The organism is Paenibacillus sp. E222 (genome assembly GCF_013401555.1).
Taxonomy (GTDB): domain Bacteria; phylum Bacillota; class Bacilli; order Paenibacillales; family Paenibacillaceae; genus Paenibacillus.
Map to the genome: position 1 here is coordinate 2,606,175 of NZ_CP058552.1, position 12,312 is coordinate 2,618,486.

At 49.8% G+C, this 12,312-nt stretch carries 14 protein-coding genes; 12 read left to right on the plus strand and 2 right to left on the minus strand.

The window, feature by feature from the left end; all coding sequences use genetic code 11:
- Position 1 precedes the first annotated feature (1 nt).
- The 11 genes from HW560_RS11585 to HW560_RS11635 all read left to right on the plus strand — a co-directional run bounded on the left by HW560_RS11585 (position 2) and on the right by HW560_RS11635 (position 10,068).
- Positions 2-343, plus strand: a complete 342-nt coding sequence (locus HW560_RS11585; RefSeq protein WP_090904444.1) for a hypothetical protein — start codon at positions 2-4, stop codon at positions 341-343.
- A gap of 22 nt (positions 344-365) precedes the next feature.
- Positions 366-545, plus strand: a complete 180-nt coding sequence (locus tag HW560_RS11590; RefSeq protein ID WP_143067090.1) for a hypothetical protein — start codon at positions 366-368, stop codon at positions 543-545.
- 56 nt (positions 546-601) lie between these two features.
- On the plus strand, positions 602-1,696 hold the full coding sequence (locus HW560_RS11595; protein WP_256222475.1) for a CgeB family protein: 1,095 nt from the start codon (positions 602-604) through the stop codon (positions 1,694-1,696).
- Between the two features lie 73 nt (positions 1,697-1,769).
- Positions 1,770-2,909, plus strand: a complete 1,140-nt coding sequence (locus tag HW560_RS11600) for a CgeB family protein (RefSeq protein ID WP_256222474.1) — start codon at positions 1,770-1,772, stop codon at positions 2,907-2,909.
- A gap of 61 nt (positions 2,910-2,970) precedes the next feature.
- Positions 2,971-4,575: a glycosyltransferase family 4 protein gene (locus HW560_RS11605; protein ID WP_090904443.1), complete on the plus strand. Its 1,605-nt coding sequence runs from the start codon at positions 2,971-2,973 to the stop codon at positions 4,573-4,575.
- 14 nt (positions 4,576-4,589) lie between these two features.
- The gene (gene wecB / locus HW560_RS11610) at positions 4,590-5,681 is read left to right on the plus strand and encodes a non-hydrolyzing UDP-N-acetylglucosamine 2-epimerase (protein ID WP_090904575.1); all 1,092 of its coding nucleotides are present in this window, start codon (positions 4,590-4,592) and stop codon (positions 5,679-5,681) included.
- Positions 5,674-6,660, plus strand: a complete 987-nt coding sequence (locus HW560_RS11615; RefSeq protein WP_090904442.1) for a polysaccharide biosynthesis protein — start codon at positions 5,674-5,676, stop codon at positions 6,658-6,660. The genes wecB and HW560_RS11615 overlap by 8 nt, the downstream gene beginning before the upstream one ends.
- The gene (locus tag HW560_RS11620) at positions 6,657-7,484 is read left to right on the plus strand and encodes a dTDP-4-dehydrorhamnose reductase family protein (protein WP_090904441.1); all 828 of its coding nucleotides are present in this window, start codon (positions 6,657-6,659) and stop codon (positions 7,482-7,484) included. The genes HW560_RS11615 and HW560_RS11620 overlap by 4 nt, the downstream gene beginning before the upstream one ends.
- The gene (locus tag HW560_RS11625; RefSeq protein ID WP_090904440.1) at positions 7,466-8,407 is read left to right on the plus strand and encodes an NAD-dependent epimerase/dehydratase family protein; all 942 of its coding nucleotides are present in this window, start codon (positions 7,466-7,468) and stop codon (positions 8,405-8,407) included. Before HW560_RS11620 ends, HW560_RS11625 begins: the two co-directional genes overlap by 19 nt.
- Positions 8,404-9,120, plus strand: coding sequence for a glycosyltransferase (locus HW560_RS11630; RefSeq protein ID WP_090904439.1), 717 nt, complete (start codon positions 8,404-8,406; stop codon positions 9,118-9,120). The genes HW560_RS11625 and HW560_RS11630 overlap by 4 nt, the downstream gene beginning before the upstream one ends.
- Before the next feature lie 231 nt (positions 9,121-9,351).
- Positions 9,352-10,068, plus strand: a complete 717-nt coding sequence (locus HW560_RS11635) for a glycosyltransferase (RefSeq protein ID WP_090904438.1) — start codon at positions 9,352-9,354, stop codon at positions 10,066-10,068.
- A 132-nt stretch (positions 10,069-10,200) separates the two neighbouring features.
- On the opposite strand, the gene HW560_RS11640 is transcribed toward HW560_RS11635, so the two are convergent.
- Positions 10,201-10,374: a hypothetical protein gene (locus tag HW560_RS11640; RefSeq protein ID WP_177185891.1), complete on the minus strand. Its 174-nt coding sequence runs from the start codon at positions 10,372-10,374 to the stop codon at positions 10,201-10,203.
- A complete protein-coding gene (locus tag HW560_RS11645; protein ID WP_090904437.1) occupies positions 10,371-11,609 on the minus strand; it encodes a glycosyltransferase family 4 protein in 1,239 nt (412 codons plus the stop codon). The genes HW560_RS11640 and HW560_RS11645 overlap by 4 nt, the downstream gene beginning before the upstream one ends.
- Positions 11,610-11,796: 187 nt before the next feature.
- On the opposite strand from HW560_RS11645, the gene HW560_RS11650 reads away from it, so the two are divergent.
- Positions 11,797-12,144, plus strand: coding sequence for a hypothetical protein (locus HW560_RS11650; RefSeq protein WP_090904436.1), 348 nt, complete (start codon positions 11,797-11,799; stop codon positions 12,142-12,144).
- Positions 12,145-12,312 lie beyond the last annotated feature (168 nt).

Consider the following 12,312-nt stretch of genomic DNA (forward strand, 5'->3'; position numbering starts at 1 on the left):
CATGTTAAAGAAGAAAAAAATACGTCTGAGAACCAAAAGAGCGCTGCTTGCTCGCGGGGCCCGTCTGCGTAAACTCCGTAAACTGCGTGCGCTCAAAGGCAAACGTGTACTGCACAAACGTACCCTCAAAGGACGCAGTGCGTGGCTTAAAAAAAAGAAACGTGCGGTACGACGGCACCGGAGTCTGAAGCCTGCACAACCGTTCGTCCCGGCTACCCCTACCGATCCGAACCCGGACAGCGCCTACAGCCAGGGGTACAACGAGGCGTACAACGAGGGATTCAACGCGGGTTTCGCCAAGGGATTCGAGGACGGACATCAATTGGCTTACAAAGCGCAATAGCAGAATAGGTGTACATTTTCGGATGACTATAGATGCATGTCCAGTGTACAACGATAACCCGGGGGGAAAGATCCCTCCGGGTTATTTGTATCACCGCAAAAGCGGACATGCCCGTGCAGGCGGATGTGGAGGGCAGACGCCAATTTTGCGCCTTGCAGGACACCCGTCCATGATGCATCTGACCCCGGGGCATATCCTTTAGAGGGAACACCAATCACGGGGAGAATCTGAAAGTGATATCTCCTGAAGGAAGACAGGGTGAAGGATGTGGCAAAACGACGACACCGACCGCCTACAGAAGCGGAGACGGCTTACCGTGGCGGGTATGCAGAAGGCCGCAGATTTGGCGGCTGTCAGGCAATGATGGAGCGAGTGCAGCTGTTTGAGCCGACCGTGCGGAATATGAAGGTGCTGTACATTCCGCAGGGATTCGATGCCATCGATGAAGGCGTCATTGGAGCCTTGCAGCAATCTGTTCGTGAATGTGTTGTCGGATCGCCGGCAAACATGCTGCAGGAAGCCAGCCAGCATAGGCCCGATCTGGTGCTGGTTATGAATGGACTACACGTATTTCCTCCCGATCATCTGGAACAGGTGAATGGCATAAAAGGGCTGGGAATTCGAACAGCAGTATGGTTTGTGGATGACCCGTATTTTACCGAAGATACGACAAGCATTTGCCAGCATTATGATGTTGTGTTCACACATGAGGAAGCGGCCGTGCCGTTCTATACTGCACATGGTGCGGGTCGGGTGATCTATATGCCGCTGGCAGTGAACCCGGGGATGTTTCAACCAAGGCGTACGGCACCGCAGCATCAGTATGACATTTGTTTTATCGGCACCGGATTCTGGAACCGAATTGCACTGTTCGACGAGCTGGCTCCTTTTCTGGCGGACAAAAAGGTATTCATTGCTGGCAGCCAGTGGAACCGTCTGAAACGCTATGACATTCTGGGCCGATTCATCCACGATGGCTGGATTGATCCGGGAGCGACAGTCGATTATTACAATGGCGCCAAAATCGTGATTAACGTTCACCGGACTTGCGAGAACGGGGAAGACAATCGCAATACGCATCACCTCCAAGGTCATTCCATTAATCCGCGGACGTATGAGATCAGCGCCTGTGGCACGATGCAGATTACGGATGCACGGCATGATCTGCCACGCTACTACCGGCCTGGATATGACATCGAGACCTTTACAACCGCGGCTGAACTTCAGCACAAAATCAAATATTATCTGCAACATGAAGAGGAGCGGCGAGCCCTAGCCTGGCGCGGGCTGCTCACCACGTTGAACCAGCATACATTCACCCGTCGTATCGCTCAGCTGCTGGAGCACGTGTAAGTCTCTTTCTGCAGGACAGCACCGTTTAGGCAGAGTTAGAGAACCCTATCCCAAAAATAAAAGGAGTGGCGGTATGTCTCTCAAACACCGTAAAACGAGAAAGACTCATGTACCAGTGCTCAGTCTGGCTGACCAAGCACGCAAAAACGGGCAGCATGCCGGATATGATGCGGGCAAGGAAGAAGGGTATTTGCGCGGCCGTGCCAACTATATCGTCAATTGTGCACAGGAACCCTTGCCTTTCCGGCAGCTTCACGTACTTTATGTATCTTCGGGTAAAGGATTCCCATATTCCCCACTGGACGAAGCCGTCATGGCAACATTGCAGGGCATGGTTGCCCAGGTAACTCTTTCCGATCCGCGTCAGCCTGTATCCGAAATTGCACTGCAAACCCGCCCGGACCTGGTGCTTGTGCTGGATGGCATGGATATTCCGCTGGAACATCTGGATGCGATCCGCCAAGCAGGCATTCAGACGGCAATTTGGCTCACGGATGATCCGTACTATACGGATATGACACTGGAAAGAGTACACCATTTCGATCATGTATTTACATTGGAACTGAACTGTGTTGAATTGTATCGACAAAACGGCTGCCCTTCTGTTCACTACCTGCCCTTTGCTGCATTCACTAACCATTACTTCCCGATCACCACACCTTCTCCATTACACCGGGACGTCAGCTTTATCGGTTCGGCCTACTGGAACCGGGTGTACTTCTTCAATCCGATCATGGCACAGCTGATGTCACACAATACCGTATTTAATGGTATCTGGTGGGATCGCCTGCCCGACTATGCTGCTTACGGTGAGAAGATCGAATTGGGTCGCTGGATGAGTCCGCAGGAAACGAACGATGTCTATAACGGCACCAAAATTGTCATCAACCTGCACCGCTCCCACGAAGATGATTCCGTTAACAACAACCATGTCAAAATTCTACCAGCCTCCCCGAATCCAAGAACATTTGAAATTGCCGCTTCTACAACCCTTCAATTGACCGATGCACGGGATGACTTGGCACGTTTCTATAAACCAGGTGTAGAAATCGAGACCTACTCTTCCCCTCAGGAGCTGCTGGATAAGGTTGAATACTATCTCACTCATGAGAAAGAGCGCCGCGAGATTGCACTTCGAGGGCTGGAACGGACATTAAAGGATCACACGTATGGCAAAAGAATCAACGAAATGTTAAGCATTATATTCCCTTAATCCTGACCGGAAGGAGGTGTGCACAGAACCCTGCATATTCGTATTCAGGGTCCGTGCAGCCATGGCGACTAAACCCAAGCTCATGTTGTTTTCCCATGTGTGCAACACCCGCAGCATTACGGGAGCGGAGAAGCTGTTGCTTCATTTTATGAGAGAGATGGGTTCCATCTTCGATTGTGTACTCGTGGTTCCTCAGGAAGGAAAGCTTGCCGGACTTGCACGGAGGTTCGATATTCAGGTCAAAGTATGCTTCCTGCCGATGCTTCACGGTGTGTACACACCTTACCGGGGGATTGCAACAGATGCAGAACAGCTTCGCCATAATCCGGCATATCAGGACGTGGTCTCCCTCATCCGGGAGACTGCACCTGATCTGGTGTTGACGAATACCTGTGTTAATGTAATGCCTGCCGTAGCAGCGAAGTCATTGCAAATTCCGGTGATCTGGAAGATTACCGAAATTATTCAGTTGAATGAACATACCAACGAAGCTGTGCAGATGATTGGACGTTACTCCGACTGGATCATAGGCATATCCGAAAGTGCAGCAGCACCCTTCAAGCAAGCCGGCATGAGTGCCAAGTTGACCGTGATCTCCCCAACCTGGGACCCGGCCTTGCCGGACCCCGAACGATGGGTGCACTTGAGGGAACGCAAACGCAAAGAGATTGGTTTCAAGCCATCGCAGATCTGTATCGGTTACATCTCTTCCTTCATATATGATGCCAAAGGTCTAAAACCTTTTGTAGATATGGCTCTGCAATTGTGTGAAACCCATCCGCGCTGTCGCTTCTGGATTATTGGTACATCAGCGGACAAAAAGTACTATGACGAATGTGTATCCCGGGTGAAAAAATCCGGTTATTATCGAAGATTTACCTTTACGCCGTTTGAGGAAAACGTATCTCCGGCCTATACGGCCATGGATATGGTGATCATTCCGAGCATGGTCAAAGAAGGATTCGGCATGACTGCGCTGGAGGGGCTTTATTTCGCCAAACCGGTTATCGCTTTTGCCCAGGGCGGACTCGAGGAATTGCTGGAATCGGTAGGCAGTGGTGCTTTTTTGGCCCCGGCCGGGGATTCCCAGGCACTTGCTACTCTGGCAACAACCCTGCTGAATGATCCTGAACTGGCCTCAGACACCGGTTGGCGTAATCGGACAGAAGCGGAAAAGCTGTACGGCATTGAAACCTACAGGGCAAAGCTGCATACGATGGTGACACAGTGGTTGATGCGTTTTCCTGGATGGTTTCCGTACATTCAGCCTCCTAATGGTCCTGTGTACGCATGGGGTGAGGGCCGTTTGCGAACCGTGCTGATTCTGGAACCGGCTTCGGTTCGGGCACGATTGTTCCCATTGACTGTGATTCAGGCGCTGCCAATCTCGCCCTTGCCTCCGCTTGCCATAGGTCAGCCTGTTCATGAAGGAACAGAACATCGCTCAGGCCACAGAACGGGACGAAGTCGTTCCCCGCATTCAACCCACCGCAGCAGGGTTCGTAACCGAATGAAACAACGAGGAACGGGAATAGGCGGAAGGAAGCTGAAGGCAAGCAAAAAGAAGAAACAACGTGTGCGCGTGGGGCAACCAATTGTTCGCAAACGTACGCCTGGCAAAACCAAACGAAGCCGGGCACGCCGGAGATTATCCAATAGACGATGAAGGCAGGGATTACGATGAAGATCATGACGGTGCTGGGTACGCGACCTGAAATTATACGGCTCAGTCTGATCATTTCCAAGCTGGACCAGTACGCGTCCAAACATATTCTGGTACACACGGGACAGAACTTCACGGAAAGTCTCAGCGGTCTTTTCTTCAAGGAAATGGGCTTGCGGGCGCCGGACTACGTCCTTCAGGATGAAGCGGCCTCGTTAGGTCGACAGTTATCCTCGATGTTTACGCAAATGGAGGATTTATTAAATCAGGAGAAACCGGATAAAGTGCTGCTGCTCGGTGATACGAACAGTGCATTATGTGCTGTTCTGGCTGAACGGATGGGCATACCCGTCATTCATATGGAAGCAGGCAATCGATGCTTTGACCTGGATGTGCCCGAAGAGAAAAATCGCAGGGTTATCGACGCCATTTCCACGATTAACATGCCGTACACCGAACAGAGTAAGAAACATCTGGTTAATGAAGGGGTGCCCAGTCGCCGAATTGTGCTGACAGGCAACCCGATCTATGAAGTAATGCGTCACTACGACGCACAGGTGAATTCCAGCAAAATACTGAAGAAATTGAAGCTGAAGTCCGGGCAATATTTTTTGGTAACGGCCCATCGGGCGGAGAATGTGGATCATCCTCCTCATTTGCTGGAAATCATGAAAGGCTTGAACCAGGTTGCTGAAGAACATGCCATGCGAGTCATATGCAGCATTCACCCTCGAACGGCTATTCGAATCGCCGAGCATCTGCAACTGGAGATGCACCCGCTGGTGGAATTTCACGAACCATTCGGTTTTTTCGACTTCGTGATGCTGGAACGACATGCACGCTGTGCACTTACGGACAGTGGTACCGTACAGGAGGAGTGCTGCATCATGGGGGTGCCTACGGTAACCATGCGTCGCACGACAGAGCGACCGGAGACGGTGGATTGCGGCAGCAACGTGGTCTCAGGTTTGGATGCGGAGCGTATTGCGGGCTGTGTGAAAGTCATGATCGAAATGTCAAACGACTGGGATTGTCCACAAGGCTACAAAGCAACCGATGTATCCAGTAAAGTGGTCAAATTTCTGCTTGGAGGGAAATTGCATGTTTGAAAATAAGCGTATACTCGTGACTGGCGGTACGGGATCATGGGGTTATGAACTTGTGGCTCAACTGCTGCCCCAGCAGCCTAAGGAGATTATTGTTTACTCCCGGAATGAGTCCAGCCAGGTGGCAATGAGTCGTGAATTCGAGGACCCGCGTCTTCATTTTCGCATTGGTGATATTCGAGACAAGGATGCCTTAACCGTTGCATGTCAGCATGTGGATTATGTATTTCATCTCGCAGCGCTCAAGCATGTGCCGGTGTGTGAAGATCAACCGTATGAAGCTCTCAAAACCAATGTGATCGGCACACAGAATGTCATCGAGGCTGCGATTGAAAATCAGGTGGAAAAGGTCATATATATCTCAACCGACAAGGCTGCCAATCCATCCAACTTCTATGGCATGACGAAAGCGATTGGTGAGAAGTTGATCGTATATGCCAATTTGCTTCATAGCAATACGCGGTTTGTAACCGTACGTGGTGGGAATGTACTTGGAACAAACGGCAGTGTTGTACACTTATTCAAAAATCAGATTCGATCCAAAGGTCAAGTGTCCATCACGGATATGAAAATGACTCGATTCTTTCTCACGCTGAAAGATGCGATCACATTGCTGTTCAAAGCTTCGGTGGAAAGTGTCGGTGGTGAGATTTTTGTCATGACGATGCCAACGTGCAAAATCGTAGACCTGGCAGAAGTACTGATTGAGGATTCGGGTGTAGAGAATGTCTCCATTGTGGAGCGTGGCACTCGGCCTGGCGAGAAGATTCACGAGATTCTGATGAGTGAATTCGAGAGTATGACCACAGTGGTATACGATGAGCAATACTTGGTGATTTTGCCTACACTCGGCATACCGGGGTTGAAGGAGCATTATACGAACTGTCCTCCAGTATCCTTCAGCAGCTTCAGTTCCGAGCATCAGCTAATGAACAAACAGGAGATTCGTGACATTCTGAAACGTGGAGGATTTCTGTCATGAAGTTGATGATACTTGGGGGAAACGGAATGGCCGGCCATATTTTGGTCGACTATTTCCGCCGTCAAGGCGTTCACAGCGTCTTCTATACTACCCGGGATGTGTCTGATCCTAACGGTCTATTGCTGGATGTAAATGATTGCTTTATGGTCGACCGTCTGGTGGAGGCGGTGCACCCGGATGTCATCGTTAACGCGGTGGGTGTTTTGAACAGCTTTGCAGATGAAGACAAAATTACCGCTTATCATATTAATGGATTTCTGCCGCATCGTTTGCGGCGGGTCGCTGACACGATCGGTGCACGTTTGATTCACATCAGTACAGATTGTGTGTTTAGTGGGGACCGGGGGGCGTACCGGGAGGATGATGTTACCGATGGAACATCGGCCTATGCAATCACGAAAGCACTCGGTGAAGTCCATGATGCCGGGCATCTGACGATCCGTACGTCCATTATAGGACCCGAAATTCGGAAAGGCGGCATTGGTCTGATGCATTGGTTCATGTCCTGCACAGGTGAGGTTGGCGGGTATACACGCGTCTTCTGGAATGGAGTAACTACCCTTGAACTGGCCAAATGGGTAGATCATTATCTGGCATCGCCAGTCAGTGGTCTAATCCATCTGGCTCATCCGGTGCCTGTAAGCAAGCATGATCTGCTTGTGCTGTTCAAACAGACATGGAATAAACAGGATGTTGTTGTTGTACCTGATGATAGCGTTGTGCAGGATCGCACGTTAGTTTCCACACGTGAGGATGTGAAGACAGACCTTCCGGATTATTCTACGATGCTGAAGGAGCTGGCATTATGGATGGAGCAGAGCTAACAGGCAAAAAAGTACTGATCACAGGTGCTTCTGGCTTCACTGGACGGCATGCGGTTGCTTATTTCAAGACAGTCGGTGCGGCGGTTGCAGCAGTGGTCAGGCGGGCAGGTATACATTCGTTTGGCGATGGCGTGGCTGTACATGTCTGTGATCTTAATGATAAACAGCAAGTCCGTCATCTGATTGAAGAGGTGAAACCGGATTATGTGCTGCATCTTGCAGGCAAAAATTCCGTGCCTGATTCGTGGTCCGATCCGCTGCTGGTGCTTGAAACCAATGTGATGGCTGTTCTGTATTTGCTGGATGCATTAAGAAGCTGTCCGGCGGCACGGACCGTTATTGTGGGTTCCCGATTAAAGTATACTCCCGAACCCGGTCGGCCACCGCAGCCTCCGCACCCCTATAGTCTCAGCAAAGCATTAGAGGAAATGGTATCTCTATCGTGGATGTCTCTGTTTGGACAGCAGATTATGCTGGCCGAGCCGGGAAATCTGATCGGGGCTGGCCCTTCAACGGGCATATGTTCGCTGCTGGCACGTCATATTGTTGCTTGTGAACATCAGGGGAAGACGGAGGCCTTTCGTCTATCCGGCCGGGATAATACCCGTGATTTTCTAGATGTGCGGGACGCAGTCCGGGCCTATGCAACCTTGCTTGTTCAAGGCACAACGGGAAACGTATATCCGGTTGTATCGGGCACGGAGCGCAGTCTCGGAGAAATTGCGGATACGCTGCTAACCATGACCGAAGCGGAGGTGCCGGTACGCTGGGACGGAGCTTCTTCCGGTCCGGACGGGGCTAGAAATCAGGAGGAGTTATCGGCACTGCGCAAGTTGGGCTGGCAGCCGCTGATTCCATTTACCCAATCTCTTCGAGATATTCTGAGCGATGTTCGTACTCAGCAGGGGAGGGCGACTACATGAATCCGAGCGTGTCCATTGTCATTCCGTTTTACAATGATCCCTATGTACCTCAAGCGATCCAGAGTGCACTGAACCAGACATATACCGATGTGGAGATCATTATCGTCAATGATGGATCTACCCGGTATGAAGAGCTGCTTAAGCCTTATCGTCCCTACATTTATGTTCTTGGCAAAAGTAATGGCGGCACAGCTTCGGCTCTGAATCATGGCATCCGTCATGCCTCCGGGGACTACATCGCCTGGCTGAGTTCAGATGACCTCTTATATCCGGATAAGATTCGTCATCAGGTTGAATTTATGCAACGGGAGAATGTGCTTATCTCACATACCAACTTTAATTACATTAATGAGCACTCAGCGGTGACCAAGTTAAACGGGGGAGCAGAACCGATGGCCGAACCGGATTGGCTGCGCCTCTTCGTATACGGCAATCCGGTGAACGGCTGTACTGTGATGATTCGCAAGGATCTCTTTAGTGGAGTGGGCTTGTTTAATGAACTGTTGCCTTATACGCATGATTTGGATCTATGGATGCGTATTCTGCTGAACGGTCACCGTTTTCCATATCTGAACGAATCGCTTACGGCATATCGACGGCATGGGGGAATGGGCACGTTACGCCATTCGGATGCCATCGGCCGGGAGGCCTCCATGGTATGGTCCAGATATCGGGAGCCCTTGTTGCAGCGGATCGCTGCCATGGGAGGGTAAAGAACTTTGGTGGGGGTTATGGAGGCCGCGAGCTGGCCGAATAACGCCCTCTTTATTTATAAGCATTTCGATCTAGATCTTACTGATTGAAAGCCGCTTTTTGGATTGATGCAAAATACTCCATGTGCGTAATTTATACGTCGCTATGCAGCAGATGCCTGATACCTCAAGAAGCAATCCTCATATAATAGGGAGAATGGTATTATTCACGCGGAGAAAGGGGAGGACCGGATGGAGCCGAAAGTATCAATTGTCATTCCTTTTTATAATTGCGCGTACATTGATCAGGCTGTGCACAGCGCCATTCACCAGACGTATCCGCATATTGAGGTCATTGTGGTGGATGATGGCTCTAAGAAGCATGTGGAGCGGCTTCAACCATTCATGGATCGCATTCGCTATATTCGAAAAAAGAATGGTGGAACGGCAACCGCGTTAAACGAGGGAATCAAGCGAGCGACAGGTGATTACTTTGTCTGGCTCAGCTCCGATGATGTGATGTTGCTGGACCGGGTAGAGAAACAACTGAAGTTCATGCTTGACGTTAAGGCTTCGTTCTGTCACGGGGCTTATCATTATGTAGATGCGAACAGCGAATGGATGGACACGGTGAGACCAGAAGTAGGGAGTCGTCTGGAGATGCTTCAGGTGCTGACCGAAGGCTGCCCAATAAATGGTTGCACCGTGATGCTTGAGATGGATGCATTTCGAAAGTTCGGCATGTTTGACACCGAATTTCGCTACACGCATGACTATGAGATGTGGCTTCGTCTTTTTCCACTCTATGAGTTGTTCTATTACGATGAGCCTCTGATGTGTTATCGGGTTCATGAATCGATGGGAACCAAGAAACACTTCAAAGCTTTGAAAGCTGAGATGGAACTTGTCCAGGCTAAGCATCGGCCCATATTGCTCAATCTGCTGCAGGTTGGTGGTTACTGGAAGTAGAGGCTAGAAGTCTTGGAAGCGCGAATGATAGACAATGAACCGCCGCAAAAAAGAGGGTATTCGGTTGCCGTTAAGGGAGTGCGGCACGAACGAATATCCTCTTGTTTATTTTGTTTGTTAAGTTAATTGACTCTAATTTTTCTCAGATGTGAGAACGTGCATGGTTGCCGGATCAGGGAAAACATACCCTTTGGGCAGCTTCCTCATTAATTCGTTCATTACAGCGTAATCCACCTCGATATGCGTTGTAGACACAGGGGTGGAGAACCAACGATTATACAAATCACTGGGGACAAGTAATGTCATATTCTCTGACCTCCCAACTGAATGGCTTCCTGGTAGACATGCAGTGTACGCAATCCCATCTCTTCCAGCGAACGATGTTGCTCAGCCCAAGCTTTGGCTGCTGCGCCTACCTTTGTACGGGTGGCTTTATCTTGCAAAAGAGCATTTAACAATGCGCCAAGTGATTCTGCATCCTGTGGTGGCACGACCCAGCCGGTATGTTCAGGCTGGACCATCTCGGGCATACCTGCCGTACCGCTTACAATGACAGGCAGTCCGGCAAGTTGCGCCTCTGTGACGGAGAAGGGCTGCGTATCCTGTAAGCTGGGCTGTACATAAATGTCGGCATGGCGCAGGAACGAAGGTATGTTCGCCAGTTTGCCCCAGAATACGATATCAGAATCTATACCTGCCTTCATGGCCTGCACATACAATTCATTTTTTAGATTCCCTTCACCAGCAATCCAACAGACCCAATCCGAACGGATTTTCTTCAGACTGGAGAGCGCGTTAATCAATACGTGTACTCCCTTGATATACTCTAGCCTTCCTGTATAAGCAATTACTTTTTTGCCTGCTGGCTTACGCTGACGAAACTTGACCGCTGCTTGAGCGCGGTAGGCTGGCAGATCAATAGCATACGGAATCAAGCGGAATTTCCACTCAGGAACATGGAGTTCGGTCAGTGTGCTTTTAATCCAATGGCTGGAAACCAAGATGAGCTCCGATTGTGCAGCGCTACGCTCTTCCAAAGAGGTGAAGTAACGACCGCGTGTGGATTGTAAATAAGCAGTTAGAGTAAGTTGCGGGTCAGTGTTTTGAGCATCATAGAAAGTTTCGCGCGCAAGTGCTCCGTGGTAACTGGTTACCATTGGTGTGTTGCGGTTTAAAATACGTCTCATCGCGACGGCTGCTACCGGATCTTGCGCATGGATGACATCGTAATGGTCAACGCCCAGATAGGCGGCTCCCATTTCAAAGGCATACCTGTTCAATTCATAATAAGCCACGAGAGAATCGGCAGTGAACTGGGGCAAATCTGTCGGATTAAGTTTGGCTTGAAGCATGGGCCATACCTTATCTTTGGAGAAAGAACGATTGAGATTGCGAATGTACACTTCATTTTTGGCTCCGTTGGTGCCCATAATATCCACCTCTACGCCAAGAGCCATTAGCCTGTCAGCCAGCTGTTTCACATATGTCCATATTCCACCCATCTGTGTAAGCTCCCAATAGGTCACGAGCAGAACTCTCATAGTTACCTCCTTGTCACGGCCTGCACAGGCCGATCTTCTATCCTGTTAGTCTATGAAAAAAGGCAGACGAAAGGGTGGGCATTTCCGTGGAATTGATTAAAATGGGTGATTGCAAATAGCAATGGACGAGAGCAGGCATACCATATCTAGAGTAAGGTTCAACACTGCTCTACAGGAGGGATATACCGTGGCCGCATATGTGCTGGAGATTCACGAAAAGCTGCTGCAAACCGTTGTTCCGGTGAGATATATGGACATTGAATTGGCATTTGTGGGGAATGACGATGTGGATATATTTGTCGGGGGAATCAGTCACACGCGAGGGGAGCTGTATCGCTATTTTTGTCGGATTGGGGCGGATACGGGAAATCACATTATTCATAATCTCACGGTCTCATCCGATCCGTGCGAACTGCGCATCATTAGCAACAGTTCTGCACCCAATCATCTGATTATTCGCATGTACTGCAGAAGTGACCAAGGCCAGACTCTGGGTATACTTTCGGAGCATCAGATGATCAAATTGGCAGATTAAAAAGGATCACCATAATGAGGAGCGATTAACCAAAAAGTGGAGCAGGAGAAGACCTGGTCCATTTTTTGTCTTACATACGTGATCTGTTTTCCAACAAAAAAATAGCTTGACAGCAAAGGTATTTTCATTAGAATTAACCTATGCTCAAACAAGAGTTTAAAACGACGG

Excerpts from the sequence above, each read along its gene's own strand:
- HW560_RS11590 (WP_143067090.1), top strand. The coding sequence starts at position 366 with ATGACTATAGATGCATGTCCAGTGTACAACGATAACCCGGGGGGAAAG.
- HW560_RS11635 (WP_090904438.1), top strand. The coding sequence starts at position 9,352 with ATGGAGCCGAAAGTATCAATTGTCATTCCTTTTTATAATTGCGCGTAC.
- HW560_RS11600 (WP_256222474.1), top strand. The coding sequence starts at position 1,770 with ATGTCTCTCAAACACCGTAAAACGAGAAAGACTCATGTACCAGTGCTC.
- HW560_RS11615 (WP_090904442.1), top strand. The coding sequence starts at position 5,674 with ATGTTTGAAAATAAGCGTATACTCGTGACTGGCGGTACGGGATCATGG.
- HW560_RS11585 (WP_090904444.1), top strand. The coding sequence starts at position 2 with ATGTTAAAGAAGAAAAAAATACGTCTGAGAACCAAAAGAGCGCTGCTT.
- HW560_RS11605 (WP_090904443.1), top strand. The coding sequence starts at position 2,971 with ATGGCGACTAAACCCAAGCTCATGTTGTTTTCCCATGTGTGCAACACC.
- HW560_RS11625 (WP_090904440.1), top strand. The coding sequence starts at position 7,466 with ATGGATGGAGCAGAGCTAACAGGCAAAAAAGTACTGATCACAGGTGCT.
- wecB (WP_090904575.1), top strand. The coding sequence starts at position 4,590 with ATGAAGATCATGACGGTGCTGGGTACGCGACCTGAAATTATACGGCTC.
- HW560_RS11645 (WP_090904437.1), bottom strand. The coding sequence starts at position 11,609 with ATGAGAGTTCTGCTCGTGACCTATTGGGAGCTTACACAGATGGGTGGA.
- HW560_RS11630 (WP_090904439.1), top strand. The coding sequence starts at position 8,404 with ATGAATCCGAGCGTGTCCATTGTCATTCCGTTTTACAATGATCCCTAT.
- HW560_RS11640 (WP_177185891.1), bottom strand. The coding sequence starts at position 10,374 with ATGACATTACTTGTCCCCAGTGATTTGTATAATCGTTGGTTCTCCACC.
- HW560_RS11620 (WP_090904441.1), top strand. The coding sequence starts at position 6,657 with ATGAAGTTGATGATACTTGGGGGAAACGGAATGGCCGGCCATATTTTG.